Origin of the sequence: Paenibacillus sp. FSL P2-0136, from assembly GCF_037975325.1 — a bacterium.
Taxonomy (GTDB): Bacteria; Bacillota; Bacilli; order Paenibacillales; family Paenibacillaceae; genus Paenibacillus_AQ; species Paenibacillus_AQ silagei.
Map to the genome: position 1 here is coordinate 5,029,975 of NZ_CP150244.1, position 18,124 is coordinate 5,048,098.

Here is an 18,124-nt window from a genome sequence, read left to right on the forward strand (position 1 = left end):
TTCTCCATCCGCTATATCCTGTACAAGGAGGTGCTACAATGCTTAGGGTAGTGCTGATCGATGATGAACGACTCGCCCTGATTCAGCTGGAATCGACGCTCAGGGCGCTGGGATCGACCATTGTAACGGCAACCTATACCAACCCCCAGCTGGCTATGAGCGAAGCGGCCGGCTGGGAGGCAGATATTATCTTTCTTGATATTGATATGCCGGGGCTGAACGGCATGGAGGCTGCGAAGCAGCTGGAGGAGAGCTGTCCCGGCTCAGCCATTGTATTCGTCTCCGCCCATAACAGCTTCGCGCTGGAAGCCTTCGAGGTCAGCGCGCAGGATTATCTGCTCAAGCCGGTCTCCAGGGAACGGCTGAGCCGGACCCTCCAGCGAATCAGGAGCCGGAAGATCAACCAGCTTCACACGGACAAGCCGGACTCGCTGCTGATCCGCTGCTTCAATGCCATCCAGTTCGAACGGGGAGGTGTTCCTATCCGGGATTTCCGCTGGCGGACCTCCAAAGCCCAGGAACTGTTCGCCTTCCTGCTGTATCATCATGACCGGATTGTCGTCAAGGACAAGCTGGTCGAGCTGCTCTGGCCCGAGGCATCATTCAAACGTGCCTCCACTCATCTGTATACGGCCATCTACCAGATCAGGCAATCGCTGAAACGGGCCGACATCGGCCTTGTGATCAGCAATGCGAGCGTAGGCGAGGGGTATATGCTGGAGAGCGGCGACGCGCAGATTGATGCGGTGCTGTGGGAGGAAGGTGTCGTCTCCCTGGACCCGGTGGATGATTATAACGCCGCTGAGCATGAGGAGCTACTGAAACTCTATACCGGCGATTACCTGGGGGATTATGATTATCTGTGGGCCGAGAGCGAGCGCCAGCGGCTGCGCAACCTCTCCCTGCAGCACGCCACCGAGCTGGGCGACTATTATACCGCTAAGGATAATATCACCAAGGCCGTCAGCACCTATCAGCGGATTGTCGAGATGCATCCCTACCATGAACCAGGCTATCTGGCGCTCATGGACTTCTACAACCGGCTGGGCGAGCTAAGCTTCGTACAGGAACAGTATGAGAAGCTCCGCAGCTTTCTCTGGCGGGACCTGAAGCTCACTCCGTCCGCCAAGGTCGAGCGCTGGTATGCGAACTGGAAGCGGCTATATACCTGATCCTGAGCCCGGCAATGAATTACAGATTCCATATAAAAACGGTATGCCGCCCCCCGGTCAGGGGTTAGGCATACCGTTTCTTGTTGCACCCGCAGCTTCCATTATAGCGGCAGGACCTGCGCATGCGCGCTGTCCTATCCTTTCAGTGAAAAGAGGCGGGACATGTGAATCCGCTGACATAACCGGTGTACACAGGTTCTCGTGCAGTAGCTACCCATGTCAGGCGGACCCTCACTCTTTCATTGTACCCGTTAGGGAGATCTTAAAACGCCCCTGCGCGAGGTTTAGAAATTCATGTATACCACCTCGTAATCAGAAAAAGGCTCCATCCATTTCACAATCGTCTTCGGCAGCTTGCTGGTGCCGGGAACATTCGTATAGAACCGGACATAGGGGTCAGCGATGTCTTCCAGTTCGTCGCCTTCATCCGAGTCGAGTACGGCTGCCCAGTAATGGCCCTGCTTGTCATACATGATGATGGCTTCCGTAAGGGTGAACAGCCCTCTCACGCCGCCCTGCACCACTCTTGACCCCTTACCATCCAGATCCTTCGGCTCATCCAGCAGTTGCATACTGTACAGGAACAGATCATAATCTTCCCCTACCAGCTTACGGAAGGCTTTGTCCTCCGCTGCCGTCTTGAAGACGCCGGTGTCCTTCAGCGTGTAGACCTTCTCGTTCGGATCTCTTGTATATTCGCCGGTGTAGGTCACATTAGCCCCGGCAGAATACACCGGCGAAGGACTGGTTACGTACAGCTTGCCGTTCAGCAGATAGAAGAAGACCACCGAACCGTCCTCTTCCTTATAGACGGCCATCCGTTTGCGGACCACTGCCGTTTCGTTCTCCAGTTGACCGGAATGGGCACCTTCGTAGGCATCCATAGAGAAAACCAGCTTATCGCTCTTCACATTGCTGAATTCCACATAAGAGCCGTAGAAGGGCGAATTACTTGCCATATACCATTCTCCGCTCCAATCAGCAGCTGCAGGAGCCTTGAGACTGGTTGTGGCTGTGGCCGAGAGCGCCTCTACCGGCAGCTGGCGGGTTCCGTCGGGGCTACTCCATACCCCGGCGAAGCCGGTGCCGGGAATCCACCAGCCCTGGAAATGGCCGGTCTCCTTGCCTTTGGCGTCATACTCATACATATGGGCGATTTTGCCGTTGACATTGCCGGTGAGCCTGATCGTCTGTTTATATTTGTCATAATAATAACTGCCGGTCAGCTTGCCGCCGCTCTCCACCTTAATGGACATATGAATCGGCAGATTTCCGTTGATCGCGCCGGTCAGCGGCACCAGCCCGTTCGTAGCCGGACTCTGGGCGACTGAAGCGGCAGCGGCAACCGTCCCGGCGGGCGCAGCCTTCGCCTGTGCCGGAGCAGCCTCTGCCCCCGGCAGCAACAGGATGGCAGGCAGCAGCAACGCGGCAACCAGCAGGGTACTTATTTTACGGGTAATTCTCACTATAACCCCTCCCTTTCGCAACCATCTATAACAGCTATGTTACACTGTATGCCATCAATTACCCTTTTACAAGCAGGTAGAAAATAGCCCCGCTATATTAATTGCAATTATAATTTCACCAATCGCAGGCTGAGGATATGCCATACCCAAATTATGGTACAAGCAGTATAGGTACGCTTAATTGTAATTCATACAACTAAATCGTCTGATATGCCGCCAAATCTCCGTTTAGCTGTATTTCGTACAACTAAAAGGCCTCTATACCTGGATTTTCGCCCTTTCGGGCAAATTTAGTTGTATAGACTACAATTAGAAGAGGGAGGCCTTCCGTTTCACCGTTTTTAGTTGCACAGAATACATTTATCCCTGTTTTTTCGCTACAAATGCAGGTCTACTAGTGCCGCCAAATGTTCAACTAGCTGTATTACGTTACAATTAAACTGCCAGCAATACCTGGGGTTCTCACCTTTTAACGAAATGTATTTTCACGAGATACACTACCAACCTTAGGGTAATTCTATATACATATACCAAAATTCACGTAGGAGATGATCCGCTATGCCAGAACATAACTCTACAGGCCGGGAGCAGGACGAATCTATAATTAAGCTCAGCTTCGAGCCGGATGGACTGCTGCCTAATAATCCTCAGCTTCCTGCTGTGCTGTATAAAGGGGTTCTCCGGGACCACCCGGAAGACACCGAACAGGTCTTCAATAACAACGGCTGGCTGAATAGCTGGGTGAATGGCGTCTTCCCCTACCACCACTATCACAGCAACGCGCATGAGGTGCTGGGGGCGATCTCCGGCAGTGCCAAGCTCCAGCTTGGCGGAGATGCCGGATACACAGCCAACGTGGAAGCCGGTGACGTTGTGGTGCTGCCTGCCGGGACGGCACACAAGAAGCTCACGGCCACGCCGGACTTCCGTATTGCAGGCGCATATCCCGGGGGCATGGACTATAACACCCGCCAGGCGGGCCCGGATGACTTCGCTGCAGCGCTCCCCGAGATCCGCGAAGTCCCGCTGCCGGAGCGTGATCCTGTCTATGGCGAGGCGGGGCCGCTGCTGCGGCTGTGGAAGTAGCAGTAGTTCCTAGTGGGCTAGTGGGCCTTTCTCTTAAACAGCGGAGCGGGCGGAATGACCCGCGTAAAAGCGTAACGTTCACAGTGATTGGAACAACGTTCCATTTGCGTAGCGTCCATCCAAGCAAACACGTTCATCCTTCTCCAAACCAAGGATTCGATTTTGCAGTCCAGGGATTAACTAATGCGTTTGGCCCCCTGATCTGCTCATTCCCCTGGACAATACTATATAATGTTGTGTACAAATATCTGCTTAGGCATTGAGCCGGAAGTGAAAGGGGGCCTTTGGATGTATCGGGTAGCGATATGTGAGGATGAAGAACAGCAGCGGGAGCGGGTGAAGAGGATTCTGGTCGGGTTATCCGTCAAGACGGATACCGAATTTGAAATCGAGCTGTTTTCTTCGGGAGAAGACCTAATCTCCCACTATGAACGGGGCGGAGCCCCCTTCCATATCCTGATTCTGGATGTGGAGATGGGCGGCATGAACGGGATTCAGGCGGCGCGCCGCTTGAGAAGCCAGAAGCATTTTGACGAACAGATCATATTCCTGACCAGCTATCCAGAATATATGGTGGAGAGCTTCGACGTGATTACCTTCCAGTATCTGATCAAGCCGGTCGCCCCGCAGCTCCTGGAGGAGAAGATCCTTAAGCTGTGTGATTACTTCCAGGTCCAGGATAAGAAATTCATGGTCATCAAGTCCGGTTATGAGGAAGTCGTCTTGCGGCATGATGATATTATCGGGATTGAGGCGGCCAAGAGTCTAACGGTCAAGAGCAAACTGCATGTGATTACCACCACGGGAATCTATGAGACTAGAGGAATTATTGCTGAATACGCTTCAGCCTTACGGGACAGCCATTTTCTGCATATCCACCGTTCGATTATTATCAACCTGCTGCATGTCCACAAGTTCGCGGGCGGCTCCGTGCTGATGTCGGGCGGGCAGGAGTTCCCCATCGGCCGGTCCAAAATCAAAGAGGTTAAGGACTTCTACACCAAATTCATGATCATGAAGGGTAGCTCGTATGACTCACTATAATCTGACCCTTATCGTCTGTGTGCTGCTGGTGATGTGTTTTCAGACCCAGTTCTTCTTCGCCTCGGTATTTGACAAAGCTGCCAGGAAGCCCAACCGGATCATATACTTCCTGATCTACGGGGTACTCTGCTTCCTCTACCTGGTCACCCCGCTGTCCCCTCTATTCTCCTCCGGCGTAGCTTTGCTGATGATCTTCAGTATGGCGCAAGCCTATAAGGTGGAGGTGAAGACCCAGGCGATCTTTTCCCTGCTCTACGCTGTGCTGATGACAGTGGTCAGCTTTATCTCGCTGTATATTTTCTCAATGATAGATTCGGTGGACTATACCAGCATGAACTCGGGTGCGGGGATTGACCGGCCGGCCTTCATCAAGGGGCTGATCCTTAGCTGCATTATTATGTTCCCGGTGATTCAGATCATCCGGCTGATCTCCAAGCGGCGAAGCGTCTCCCTGCCCTACCGGTATTATGTGATGTTCCTGCTCGTCCCGCTCATCAGCACCTATCAGATCAATGTCCTCACCGAAGACTCGAAGAAGGATATCTATTATTTCATTGCGATTCTCGGCTTCCTGTTCCTGAATGTGATGATCGTCTATATCTTCGATACCATTACCGACAAGTTCCAGTTCATGCATGAGAACGCCCAGCTCCAGCACCAGATGAACTATCAGGACGCCAACTATGAGAAGACGGTCCACAGCTTCAAGTCGATCAAAAGAATTATCCACGACACCCATCAGCAGTTCCTCTACATTGAAGAGTGTATCCGGCGGGATGATCCGGCTGCGGCTCTCGAACATATCAAGCTTACGCTGAATAAAGTGGAGGATGCCTACCAGCGGGTCAACACCGGCCATCTGGCGGTGGATGCGCTGGTCACGAACACGCTGAATATCGGACAAGCGAACGGCATCCGCATTGATACCCGGCTTAAGCTGCTGCCCGGTGAGCTTCACATCGACCGTTATGACCTGTGCGTCGTGCTGGGCAACATGCTGGACAATGCCATTGAAGCCTCCAAAAAAGTACGGCTCGCCGAGGACCGCTACATTCTGATCCAGATGCACTCCAGTGAATCCGCGCTGTTCATCCGCATTATGAATCATACCGTCCCGGAGACTGCCCCCTTGCAGAGCCGGAAGCCGGACCCTGAATACCACGGCATCGGCCTGACCAATATCTCCAGAATCTGCGAGAAGTACGGCGGGAATATGACAATTGAAGCCGGGCATCGGGAATTCAACAATATGGTGGTCCTCCCCTTCTCACGCGAAGCTTCTATATAAAATGCACTTTAGGGATCGTTATTAACGTTTCAGGGTTATTCGGGCCACACTCCTCTCTTCTGCCTGTATGATAACTTCAGGAAGATTATCTAAGAGACACAAGAGGAGGAGTTCAAGATGAACAAGTTAACTTCAGTCGTACTGACGGCCATGCTGGTGATCCCCGCAGCCCAGGCGTCTGCGCAGGAGAAGGAGAGCCCAGTGCAGGAAACGGCCCGCCTGCTGGGCTCGAAGATCGTATCCGACTACGGGGTAAGCGGCATGCAGTATGCTATCAGGGATCAAGGTAAAATTACGGTGTCCGGCGGCTTCGGTCTGTCCGATAAGGCAGCCGGGACTCCCGTCACGAAGGATACCATGTTCGGCATCGGCTCCATCAGCAAAATGCATGTCTCCGCAGCCACAATGATGCTTGCCGAAGATAAGGTGATTGACATCGATCAGCCGCTGACTACGTATCTGCCGCAGTTCAAGATGGCCGATGAGCGCTACAAGAAGATCACGCCGCGCATGTTAATGAACCATTCCTCGGGCCTGTACGGCAGCCACTACGGGAACAGCATTCTGATGGACGATAGCGATACACAGAATCATGATGACCTGCTGACAAGGCTTCAGTCTGAGCGGCTCAAATCCGATCCCGGCGCATATTCCGTATATTGCAATGACGGCTTTCAGCTGCTGGAGCTGATGATTGAGCAGGTGACCGGCAGCAGCTATACAAAGTTCCTGGAACAGCACATGAGCAGCCCGCTGAAGCTAAGCTCTACCAAGACGCCGCTGGATACCTTCAACCGACAGCAGCTTGCCAAAACTTACTTCCCGGGCCTTAAGCCAGCATTGCCTGCCGAGAACGCTAATATCCTCGGAGCGGGTGGTCTCTATTCCACAGCCGAAGATCTGACCACATTCGCCGAGATGCTGAACGGAAAGCATCCGGACATTCTGTCAAAAGCCTCTGCTACAGCGATGCAGCAGCCTGAATACAAGAACGGGCTCTGGGTGCCTGAGGAGAGAAACAGCTTCAATTACGGTCTGGGCTGGGATGCCGTAGATCTGGCACCCTTCGGTGATTACGGAATCAAGGCCTTATCCAAAGGCGGAGATACCATCATGTATCACGCTGACCTGATTACCCTGCCGGAATCGGATATATCCATCGCAGTGCTCTCGTCAGGCGGAAGCTCAATCTATAACACTATTTTCGCCACCAATGTGCTGCTGGCTTACCTGAAGGATACCGGGAAGATTAATAAGATTCTGCCGGACGCCACCTTCACTCCTCCAGTCAAAGCGGCTATGCCTGCCGAGTTGGAAGCCTATTCGGGATTATACGGGACTGTCGGCGCAACCACTGCCATAGCCATTAAGGACGGAGCGCTCAACCTGCCTGAGCTGGAGGGCGGACTCATTCCAGCGCAGAAGTATATTTATACCGGCAAGGGACAGTTCACAAGCCCGGACGGCAGTGCAGCCGTGAGCTTCGATCAGCAGAAGAACGGCAAGACTTATCTGAAGCTGAACACCCACTTGACTATCCCCGGTGTCGGTCAAATGCTGATGGTTACTTACGAGTATCAGAAGCTGGACGCAAATCCGCTGAATGCTTCTACGAAGCAGGCCTGGGCGCAGAGGGACGGGAAGCATTACTACGCTGTAGATGAGAAAATCAATTCCTTCTTCTACCTCTCCCCTTCCATCTTGACGAAGACTATTGAAGTTGAACAAGGCTACGCCACCGGGACGCGGATTGTGGACGGGAACACCGCCGTCAATGCGGCTGAAATCCCGGTCATGAACGGCAGAGACGCCTTCGATCTGACCTTCTCCAAGCAGAACGGTGCAGAATATCTAACCATCGACGGCAATGCGTATATCAGCGGCGATGCGGTGAAGCCGATCTACGGAGGCCCGGCCTCAACCAGCACCGTTCCTGCGGGCGGCCAGAGCGTATGGTTCAAGATTGACAAGAAAGCTGCCGGCAAAACCATGACCGTGACAGCTCCTCCAAGCGGCGGATTCGTTGTCTATGATGCCGACGGGATGATCGTAAGCCACTCCAGAGTGAGCAAAGATCCTTCAGTCCGGTTGCCGCAGGGCGGAATGGCCGTCTTCGGCGGGCAGGCGGGCGATGTGTTTAAGATTGAGCTGAAATAACGCTTTCATATTTTCATCCAAAATTTCTCCCTTCTCCCAAACTTGCTTAATGGTATATAGGTGTGTTTTAATGTTATCAAATTGAATAATACTCTTATCCAGAGTTCGGTGGAGGGCTTCGCCCGATGATACCGCTGTGACCGGCATGCTATAAGCAGAACGGGCACAGCACTAGAGGCATCCCGGATGCCTTGCAAAGATGAGAGGGTGCTGACAGTTGATGAGACTGCCCCCTTTAATTAGGGGGCTTTTTGTTTGAGAAGGGAGAGAAATGCATGACAGAATGGATCACGGAATTTATACTCTTTTTCAAAGATTTGTCGTATGCAGGCATCGTTATCGCCTTGTCGTTTGAATTCGTACCTGCCGAAATCGTGCTGCCGCTTGCCGGCTATTGGGTGTATCTGGGGGACATGAAGCTCATTCTTACGATTCTGGCCGGAACTGTTGGAGGCACCTTCGGTCCGCTGACATTGTACGCGCTGGGCCGGTTCGGGGGCAGACCTGCGATTGCTAAGTACGGGAAGTATTTTTTCATCCGTCCGCATCATCTGGAGGCCTCCGACCGTTTCTTTGATAAATACGGCAGCGGTGTAGCCTTCTACGGGCGCTTCATCCCCGGTGTGAGAACACTGATCTCCATCCCTTGCGGGATTGCCAAGATGAATGTGTTCAAATTCAGTCTGTACACTTTCCTTGCAATGCTTCCGATCACTTCGATCTATGTCTATCTGGGCTACAAGCTGGGCTCACAATGGGAGCATGTGGATGAGATCGTCAAGCCTTACATTCTTCCGGCGGCAACCCTGTTCCTGCTCGGCTTCGGGCTGTACGTCTTTTCCAAGCGGTACCGGAGACGGCAGGCTTAATTGGATAATTAAGATGTACTTATGACATTAACGGCAAGCGAAGAAGCGGAGGGGAAATTTGGAACTGTAGGAGCGGTAGCGTCCGCCTTTGTCAGCGGATTTCAACCGCCGAAGAGCGGATTAAATCAAGAAATCTGCTGACAACAGCGGCCGGAAGTCCAAATGTTCACCGCAGTGACGATTACGCTTCCAGTCTAAAACTTAAGTACATTTTAATATAGCGCTTCAACTTTAGGAGGAAATTATGGAATCTGTGTTCGATTGGCTGAAATACCTGCTGCTAGGCCTTGTACAGGGAGTGACGGAGCCAATCCCTGTCTCTTCCAGCGGGCACTTGATCATCGTACAACGTCTGCTCGGTATGAAGCAGAATGGACTCTCTTTTGAAATTTTGACGAATACGGCCTCATTGATCGCTATCTGCTTTATTTTCCGTAAAGATATCAAAGACTTGATCATAGGGTTCTTCCGTTACCTGCAAACGCGTGAACCCAAGTACCGGTCAGAGTTCATGTTCTGCATCTACATTGTGATCGGGACGATTCCCGCAGCCGTTGCTGCCGTGTTCTTCAAGGATACGATCGAACGCGTCTTCACCTCTGTACATACCGTATCCATCAGCCTACTTATTACCGGGGTAGCCCTCTGGCTGATCCGCAACCTGCGCGGCCAGAAAAGAGACGGCAACCTCACCGTAAGAGACGCGATCATCGTTGGGCTGGCTCAGGCGGTAGCACTGATTCCCGGCATCAGCCGTTCCGGTTCTACTGTGATTGCCTCCATTGCCGTCGGCATGAAGCAGGAGACCGCCTTGAAGTTCTCGTTCATGCTCTACATCCCGATCAGCATCGGGGGGCTAATCATGGGCGCATCCGATATCGTGCATGACCCTAACCGCGCCGCGCTGGCGATGCCTTACCTGATCGCCTTCCTCACCACGCTGGTCGCCACCTACTATGCCATGCGCTGGTTCATCGGCATTATGGCTAAGGGGAATCTGATTTACTTCTCGTACTACTGCTTCGTAGTGGGCACGCTGCTGCTGATCTTCCTGTAACAGAAACAGGTCGGGGAGAGGAAGGAGCTGGAAAGGTACCTCCTTTCTGCTCCTTCCTCTCCCCGTTCTCACTTAACTGCTATCCTTACTATTCACTCCAAGGCAACAGACGGGGATGCTCGTCAAGGATGGATTGATATTGCTCCTTCCAGCCGTACTTGCCATCCGGGTCCAGTTGCATATAACGTATATACTTCTCCAGCCGAAATTCCTGCTTCGACCAACCGAGATGCTTAATCCGCAGGTTGCTCAATTGATGAGGCAATTCCCAAATATTCTCTGGCAACCGCCCGGAGTGTTGCGGGAGATCATTCCAGAGATAGGTAAAGTCTTGGCGGTAGCGGACCAGGAACGGCCGGTATCTCAGGTGGGCCCGCCAGTACTTATCCTCGCGGTAATGGTTGTCATCCCAGAAATCGTAGAGGCGGAAGCAGAATAAGTCGCAGTCTTCCGTTCTCAGCAGGGAGTCCACTTCTTCGGCAAAACCGGATTCAAACATCTCATCCCCATCCAGATTAAGAATCCATTCCGGTCCGGTCTCAACCACCGCTTCCCACTGCTGCTTGCGCAGCTCGGATTCATTGTTGAAGCGGGAGACCGGATTATGAATCAACTTAAGCGGAATTCCCCCCAGAACCTCCTTAACTAATTCAGCTGTCTCATCTGTGCTGCCATCATCGATAATAACGGCCTCGTCGATATATTTGCGTTGCTCTTCCAGAATCTGCCGCAGGAACCTTGAGGCTTCATTCTTGACGATCATCGTGAGAGTCAGCTTGGGTCGGCGTTGTGCCGCTGCCAGGGTGGTGGCATGCGCCGCATCAGCAGCTTGCAGCTTAATCAGATTAGCTTCTTCGCTCCGCTCTAACTCTTCATCATTCCGTTTCCCGCCATGCTTCCTTGACTCTGTCTCAGACGTTGCTAATGACTCCCGTACGAACTCCTCTACTTTATCAAGATCACTGTCTCTGTATATATGCAACGCTGGATAATGGGTATCTACAAAGAGAGGAATATCAAGTGCCGCTGCACGGATACAGAAATGACGATCCTCTCCCCAATAGGAGAGATTTCGGACCTTCTTGTAACTGACACCGGACTTGATGGCCTTGATGCTGATCAGAGTGCAGGCGCCAAGTCCTCCGACTTCATAGATCCCCGGTTCCCGCATTTTAAGCAGAAATGCATGCAGGCGGCGCTTGATCTCTTCAGGTGAGAGTTTTTCTCCCGGTAGTGCTTCCCATTGGTTATACTCGTCATGCATCCACACCTGCGGCTGTTCCAGCTTGCCCGGCTGCCACTGGGTCCAGAACACTTCAGCGATAATGTCCTTGGCTGAACTGATCAGCTGTTCCAGCGTACTTGGATGAAGAATAAGATCAGAATCAACCAGAAACAGATAATCATAGCCGAAAGCTTCCGCACGCCGGATCATCTGATTTTTGAACTCGGCCACCTTCCAGACAAGGCTGATACGCCAGGCATGAGCATTGTCATCGCGTATATAGTCATCATGGTAGCCAGAGGATTCCAGGAAGACTGTTCTCCCGCTTTGGGCGAACTGCTGCAGAAGTTCACTGGAAGCTGTATCCCCATTATCATCAATCAGATAGTAATGCAGCTCAATATTGTTAAGGTTGAGCCGCTGCAGCGACTTCAGAAAATGCTCCAGAATCTCAGGTTTCTGATGGATCGGGCTGCCAAGCAGCACTCGTTTTATCTTCTGATTCATATGAGCCCACTCCAGAGTAAAGTCATCATTAATACAACACTCCTTAGATTTGAACAAAAGTGATATAGCATAGTATATTAAGAGTAGTATCCAGATAAGCCTATTTTCCTGAAATAACAATCTTAGGACCAGCCGGGTAAATCGACAAACACCCCTTAGAACGAATTTGTTCTAAGGGGTGTTTGCTAGTGGGGATCTATTGTTGTCCCATCAGTATCTTCGCATAAGGCGAATCGATCGGGATCATGATGACCGGCTCATTCTTCAGCGTGGTCACATAACTCTGCAGCGTGCGGTAAAAGCTATAGAACTGGGGAGATTTTCCATAGGCCAAGTTATAGATCTTGGCGGCTTCTCCTTCACCTTCGGCGATGATCTTCTTGGAGTCGGCTTCGGCCTGGGCCATCAGCTCTCTGGAGGCGCGGTCCGCCTTGGAGGTGATCTTCCTGGACTCCTCATCCCCTTCGGACAGATAACGCGCAGCAATGGACTGGCGGTCCGAGATCATCCGGTTGTACACACTCTGCTTGTTCTCTTCCGGCAGGTCGGTACGCTTGATCCGTACGTCAATGACTTCTATGCCGTAGTTATCACGGGTCAACGCAGCTACTACGTCCTTAGTAATCTCATCATTAATATTGCCCCGTCCGGTGTCCTCACTAATAATATTCTCATAATTGACCTCCGACAGCTTGCGGCGTACCGAGTTATATACCGCTTCATCAATACGCTGCACCCCGCCGCTTACCGATTGAACGGTTCTCAGAAACTGTGAGGCGTTGGTAATTCTCCAGACGGTATAGTTATCGACCACAATCGGCTTCTGGTCCTTGGTCAGAATGCTGGTCGGCGAGCTCTCGTACGTCATCTGATACTTGGGAAGCTCCGAGACATTCTCGACAAAAGGAAGCTTGAACTTCAGCCCCGGCTCCTCCACCGCACGCATCGCTTCACCGAAACGGAGAACGACCTTATATTCCCCTTCCTTCACAATATACATAGAGCCGGCCAGCAAAATAATCAGGACGATAGATGATATCAATAGGATGATCGGGTTTCTTTTCACTTGGCATCTCCTCCTTGCGGTGCAGCTGAAGGTGCCGGATTCACAGCGGCAGGAGCAGAGGGGCTATCCTTGGTGCTGCGCATCAGCTCATTCAGCGGCAGATAGTTCACAGTGTCACTGTTAGAGTTCGTAATGAATATTTTGGCGTTAGGCAGGATCGTCTCCAGTGTCTCCAGGACCAGCCGGCTCTCGGTGACGCTCTGATTATTGGCATATTCGGCAAAAATCGCATTGAACCGCGCCACATCCCCCTGCGCATTCAGGATACGTGACTTCTTCTCACCTTCGGCCCGCTCTAAGAGCGCCTGAGCTTCACCGCGCGCCTTAGGAATGATATCGTTCTCATACTTCTTGGCGTTGTTGATCTTCGTATTCTTCTCTTCACGGGCGTTCGTCACCTCGCGGAAGGCTTCCTCCACCTGACCGCTTGGCGGCTCAATATCCTGGAACTTGATATCGATGATCTGAATGCCGGTGTTGTATTTCTTCTGCAGATCCACCAACAGCACGCGGACCTTATCCTGAATGACCGTCTTCCCGTCGGTAATCGCATAATCCAGCTTCTCGGAACCAATGACCGCACGGATCGAGGAGCTGGCCGAGTTACGCAGGAATTTGTCCGGGTCATCAATGTTATACAGGTAATCACGGATATTGCTGATTTTCCACTGGACTACAGCATCGGCAGAGACAATGTTCTCGTCGCCCGTAATCATCATCGCTTCATCATCTACCGGGACAGCTCCGTCAGCCTCCTGGCGGTATCCGATATGAATCCGCTGGGTCAGCTCGGCAGGCACAGTAATGACATCCTGGATGGGATAAGGCCATTTGAAATGGAGTCCGGCCGAGCTCTCATTCGTATACTTGCCGAAGGTCAGAATTGCTGCACGTTCCTGCTCCTGCACCGTATAAAATGAGGTGGAGCCGATATACAGCAATACAGCCGCAGCGGCTACCCCCACCCCTATCCTTTTGTACATGCCCGGCTTCAACTTCGGCAGCTTGAACCCTGGGATATTATCGCCATTCTGGTTCATGAAATTCAAGATGCATCGCTCCTTTTGGCGTATTTTAGTCGTATTAAAGGTTTATATACGTGAATAAATCAAAAAAGTCGCAACTAATTCAGCTTTGTTCAAGCTTTCTGCATTTTGCTGCGATTCTCGCGGATTCGGCTGGATAGTTACTAATTCATCCTGATAAGTGAGTCACGCTGGTGCGTCCTTTATGCGGCACCCGGGTAATCAGAGATGTGATCGGTTTTTCGACTACATTCCACTCACACAAAAACCCCCGGAAAAGCGCAAACCTGCGCCCTCTCCGGGGGTTCTACTATAGTGCTCTTAAATACTCGATTTATTACGGAAATAATTCTGCAGGAATTCCTTGGCGCGCTCGGACTTCGGATGATTGAACACCTCGTCCGGCGTCCCCTCCTCGACGATTTTACCTTTGTCCAAGAACAGCACCTTGTTGGCCACCTCATACACAAAGCTCATCTCATGGGACACGAGAATCATCGTCTGACCGGTAGACGCGGTCTTCTTGATCGTCTGCAGCACCTCGCCCACCAGCTCAGGGTCAAGCGCTGAGGTAGGCTCGTCCAGCAGCAGCAGCTTCGGATTCATCGCCAGCGCGCGGGCAATGCCTACCCGCTGCTGCTGGCCGCCAGACAGATGCTTCGGATAATAATGAGCACGCTCAGCAAGACCTACCTGCTCTAGCTGTTTCTGTGCAATCTGCGCGGCCTCGCGGTCGTTCATCCGCTTCACAATCTTCAGGCCTTCCTTGACATTATCCAGTGCCGTCCGATGCTGGAACAGATTGAACTGCTGGAAGACCATCGCTGTCTGCTTCCGCAGCTCCAGCCGCTGCTTGTTCGTGATCGTGCTGAAATCGACCTTGAAGCCTTCGAGATCCAGCATTCCCTGATCTGCCTGCTCCAGGCAGTTGAGCGAACGCAGGAAGGTGGACTTACCCGCACCGGACGAACCGATGATGGCTACAACATCTCCCTTGTTAATCTCGACGGAGAGATCGTCCAGAATCAGATTACCGTGAAATGACTTGGATAAATTGCTTACCTTTATCATCAGATCTCTCTCCTTCCCCAAGAGAACCAGCCGCGGTTCATGGCCCCGGCAGCGGAGTCCGGAATGGAGAATCTTTTCTCCAGGAATCTCAGAATCTGCTCAATCAGAATTGTCATGATCCAGTAGATGATCGCCAATGCGAGATACACCTCGAAGAACCGGAAGTTGCTGCCGGAGATAATTTTCCCCTTAGCCGTCATTTCGATTACACCTGCTACGAAGGCTAGGGAGGTTCCCTTGAGCAATCCGATCAATGCATTGCCCAGCGGCGGAATCGCCACCACCAGCGCCTGCGGAACGATGACTCTTCTGAGCACCTGAAGATACGTCATCCCCAGGGATTCAGCAGCCTCGATCTGGCCCTTGTTCACCGATTGCAGCGCCGCACGGATCGTCTCCGAGTTGTACGCCGCTTCATTGAACGCGAAGGTGACCAGCACGAAGATCATCGCCGGAATGGCATTGATATTATAATCCGTCCCATACTGCTGATTAATGAATTTGAGTAACAACGGAATTCCGTTATAAGTCAGGTATAGCTGCACAATGATCGGCGTTCCACGGATGAACGAGATGAAGACTGTGACCAGCTGGCTTAACACGGGAATTCGGCGCATACGGATAATGGCAAATAACAGAGCAAACACAAGGCCGACGATCATCGAGATGACCGTAATCTGCAGACTCACAGGAAGGACCTCTAACAGGCGAGGAATCGCTGAGAACACCGCGTTGATATCAAAAATCTCTCCCATACCGATTGACTTCCTTCCACGTTCAATTTACAGGGCGACAGCCTAACACGGTCTCACGATTAACCGTCTGCCCTCATAGATAATTTCAGTATGATACCGTTCGTTGCTTACCGCGTTCAGCCGCTCCACCAGGGAGGCCGCCGCTTCATCGGATGCCAGTACAGGCAAGCCACGCTTGGTCACTGTCTCATGGGTAAGCCTGAGATCAATCGGAATCAGCTCATAGCTGAACCGCTTGTCCTCCACACTCAGATCAAACATGACCAGGAAGTTCTCCGAGAACTTGCGGTCGCTGTAGAAGCCCTGCCAGTTCCCTTCGCTGTCCTTGGTTCTGTTCTTGTGCAGAGTAGAAGGAGCTTCATTCTCTGCATATCCGTAGGCGGTGAACATCTCTGGAGATACAATTGACTCCCCTGCCTCGAACTCCATGAACAGACTGCCTATGTTATAAAAAATAGGTTGACCCTTGTACACCTCTACCCCTCTGGTGAAGTGGGCGCCATGTCCGAAGACACAGCTCGCCCCGGCATCCACCGCCCCCCGCGCGAAGGTCTCGATGAACTCTGCGGGATAATCGGAGTACCAGTTCTCATTCTCCCCTTCATGCGTGTGCAGACTGACAAAAACATAGTCACTGCGCTCTGCGGCATCCTGGATGCTGCGGTAGATTTCCTGCTGATCCTGTTCATGCGCTGCTGTCTTGACGCGGGACTGTTCACCCTTCTCGAAGGTTAAATAGCCTTCAAAAAATGAACCGAATTCATAGTAATTCTCCGATTTACTCTTGAAGGTCTCAATCCGCTTGCCTTCCTCCATGCTGGAAGCGATGCCGATGCGTTCACTGATCTCCTTCAAGGTGCTGAAGTCCTGATCATTCACGACATACGTACGCGACCAGCGCAGCGGGTTGACCCCCGGACGGGCCGGAACGCCGTTCCCCGGATTCGAGGCAGCGAACACCTCGCTTCTCGTCACATCGATAGTGATGATGGCAATCCGGCCGTCTGCCGTATCGACGAACACCGGCTTGCGCGCTTCATGCAGGCTCATGCCCACTCCAAGCGGGGTCAGACCACGGGCTTCTGCCTCTTCGATCGTATCCACAAGACCCTGGGTTCCGTAGTCCCCCGTATGATTATTCGCAAAGCTCACATAACGGATATTGAGCTTCCCGAATTCGTCCAGCGCCTTGGGGCGCACACTGGTCTGGTAGCCGCGGCCTGCCGCCGGAGCGGTATTCAAGCGCGGGGTCACGAACTCTGCATTGGTAAAAGCTTCATCGGCCCCTTGCAGCAATGCCAGCAGCTCCGGGTCCATCGTCTTATCTAAATTACTGCTGGAGAATAAGGCATCTCCCGAGACTAGAAATTTCATGCGATCACCTTCCTCCGGTTACTCCATTAGTTCTTTTTTAGGCAAATAGTCGCCGCCAAGCTGCTCTTGGCTAATCTTCAGCAGGGTGCCGTCCGCATACATTTCCTTGATTCTCTTGTTGACGGTATCCAGCAGGGTGCTGTCCGCAGACTTGGAGAGCAGGATATAGGATCCTGGATCGCTATTCTCTGTAGAGAAAGCAACCACCTTCAGGTTGGTCAACCCATGCTCCTTGATTGCCTTCTCAGCAGAGACACGGGAAATGATGCGCACATCGTATTTGCCGGCTTCAATACCTTCGAACTGCTTCACGAAATTCTCGTCGGTGTAGATAATCTCTGCTTTTGCATCCGGGTTCGCTTCATTATAATTCTCCAGCAGTGTGGCACCGGAGTTGCCTACTTCTGTTACGGCTTTATAGCCCTTCAGGTCTTCTACCGCCTTAAGGGTATTATCGTCCTTGCGGACTACGAATACATTCGCATTCTCAATAATCGGGAGTGAGAAATTGTACTTGCCGCGTCTCTCGGGGTTGGAGCTGAAATTGTTCGCCCCCAGCTGGAAACGTCCATTGTCCAGACCGGTCAGAATCCCTTCGAATTCAATCGCTTGAACCTCTAGCTTATATTCCGGAAGGTCTTTGAAGATCGCCTTCATTACTTCCACATCGTAACCTGTCAACTGCCCGTCCTTCTCGTAGCTAAAAGGGTTACTGACCCCGCTCGTAGCAGCAATAATGGTCTTCGTACCTGCTCCAGCACCATTTGTCTCAGCTGAGCCTGCGTTATTCTTATTTCCATTACCGCAGCCTGCAAGGACCAACCCGAGCAACACAATCAAAACGCCTGGCACAAATTTCTTCTTCATTATAACTTCCCCCTCATCTAGTAAAAGCTCTCTCTCGTTGTCCTATGATGTCCAACTTATCATAGTCATTTAGTCTGGAATTATTATGTCACGGG

The 18,124-nt window shown here is 52.0% G+C and carries 15 protein-coding genes; 7 read left to right on the plus strand and 8 right to left on the minus strand.

The window, feature by feature from the left end:
- Window positions 1-38: 38 nt before the first annotated feature.
- Complete coding sequence (locus NYE26_RS21340; protein WP_339249951.1) at window positions 39-1,172, plus strand: response regulator; 1,134 nt, start codon at window positions 39-41, stop codon at window positions 1,170-1,172.
- 284 nt (window positions 1,173-1,456) lie between these two features.
- Here NYE26_RS21340 and NYE26_RS21345 read toward each other — a convergent pair whose 3' ends face one another.
- Window positions 1,457-2,638 (minus strand): hypothetical protein, encoded by a 1,182-nt coding sequence (locus NYE26_RS21345; protein ID WP_339249953.1) that lies wholly within the window; start codon window positions 2,636-2,638, stop codon window positions 1,457-1,459.
- 558 nt (window positions 2,639-3,196) lie between these two features.
- Here NYE26_RS21345 and NYE26_RS21350 point away from each other — a divergent pair.
- The 6 genes from NYE26_RS21350 to NYE26_RS21375 all read left to right on the plus strand — a co-directional run bounded on the left by NYE26_RS21350 (window position 3,197) and on the right by NYE26_RS21375 (window position 10,139).
- Window positions 3,197-3,724: a cupin domain-containing protein gene (locus NYE26_RS21350; RefSeq protein WP_339249955.1), complete on the plus strand. Its 528-nt coding sequence runs from the start codon at window positions 3,197-3,199 to the stop codon at window positions 3,722-3,724.
- A 288-nt stretch (window positions 3,725-4,012) separates the two neighbouring features.
- Window positions 4,013-4,768: a LytTR family DNA-binding domain-containing protein gene (locus NYE26_RS21355; RefSeq protein WP_339249957.1), complete on the plus strand. Its 756-nt coding sequence runs from the start codon at window positions 4,013-4,015 to the stop codon at window positions 4,766-4,768.
- Window positions 4,755-6,056, plus strand: a complete 1,302-nt coding sequence (locus tag NYE26_RS21360) for an ATP-binding protein (RefSeq protein ID WP_339249959.1) — start codon at window positions 4,755-4,757, stop codon at window positions 6,054-6,056. The genes NYE26_RS21355 and NYE26_RS21360 overlap by 14 nt, the downstream gene beginning before the upstream one ends.
- 117 nt (window positions 6,057-6,173) lie before the next feature.
- Window positions 6,174-8,213, plus strand: coding sequence for a serine hydrolase domain-containing protein (locus NYE26_RS21365; protein WP_339249961.1), 2,040 nt, complete (start codon window positions 6,174-6,176; stop codon window positions 8,211-8,213).
- Between the two features lie 275 nt (window positions 8,214-8,488).
- Window positions 8,489-9,082, plus strand: coding sequence for a DedA family protein (locus NYE26_RS21370; RefSeq protein WP_339249963.1), 594 nt, complete (start codon window positions 8,489-8,491; stop codon window positions 9,080-9,082).
- A gap of 244 nt (window positions 9,083-9,326) precedes the next feature.
- Window positions 9,327-10,139: an undecaprenyl-diphosphate phosphatase gene (locus NYE26_RS21375; RefSeq protein ID WP_339249965.1), complete on the plus strand. Its 813-nt coding sequence runs from the start codon at window positions 9,327-9,329 to the stop codon at window positions 10,137-10,139.
- A gap of 88 nt (window positions 10,140-10,227) precedes the next feature.
- On the opposite strand, the gene NYE26_RS21380 is transcribed toward NYE26_RS21375, so the two are convergent.
- The 7 genes from NYE26_RS21380 to NYE26_RS21410 all read right to left on the minus strand — a co-directional run bounded on the left by NYE26_RS21380 (window position 10,228) and on the right by NYE26_RS21410 (window position 18,029).
- Complete coding sequence (locus NYE26_RS21380) at window positions 10,228-11,871, minus strand: glycosyltransferase family 2 protein (protein ID WP_339249967.1); 1,644 nt, start codon at window positions 11,869-11,871, stop codon at window positions 10,228-10,230.
- Window positions 11,872-12,067: 196 nt separating this feature from the next.
- Window positions 12,068-12,937 (minus strand): protease modulator HflC, encoded by an 870-nt coding sequence (locus NYE26_RS21385; protein WP_036699631.1) that lies wholly within the window; start codon window positions 12,935-12,937, stop codon window positions 12,068-12,070.
- Window positions 12,934-13,977 (minus strand): FtsH protease activity modulator HflK, encoded by a 1,044-nt coding sequence (gene hflK, locus NYE26_RS21390; RefSeq protein ID WP_339257574.1) that lies wholly within the window; start codon window positions 13,975-13,977, stop codon window positions 12,934-12,936. Before hflK ends, NYE26_RS21385 begins: the two co-directional genes overlap by 4 nt.
- A 306-nt stretch (window positions 13,978-14,283) precedes the next feature.
- Window positions 14,284-15,033, minus strand: coding sequence for an amino acid ABC transporter ATP-binding protein (locus NYE26_RS21395; protein WP_339249971.1), 750 nt, complete (start codon window positions 15,031-15,033; stop codon window positions 14,284-14,286).
- Window positions 15,033-15,788 carry an amino acid ABC transporter permease gene (locus NYE26_RS21400; RefSeq protein WP_036724022.1) on the minus strand — a complete coding sequence of 252 codons (756 nt, stop codon included), beginning with the start codon at window positions 15,786-15,788 and terminating at the stop codon, window positions 15,033-15,035. The genes NYE26_RS21395 and NYE26_RS21400 overlap by 1 nt, the downstream gene beginning before the upstream one ends.
- Before the next feature lie 42 nt (window positions 15,789-15,830).
- Window positions 15,831-17,162 (minus strand): CapA family protein, encoded by a 1,332-nt coding sequence (locus tag NYE26_RS21405; protein WP_339249973.1) that lies wholly within the window; start codon window positions 17,160-17,162, stop codon window positions 15,831-15,833.
- Window positions 17,163-17,180: 18 nt separating this feature from the next.
- Window positions 17,181-18,029, minus strand: coding sequence for a transporter substrate-binding domain-containing protein (locus NYE26_RS21410; RefSeq protein ID WP_036724026.1), 849 nt, complete (start codon window positions 18,027-18,029; stop codon window positions 17,181-17,183).
- Between the last annotated feature and the right edge of the window lie 95 nt (window positions 18,030-18,124).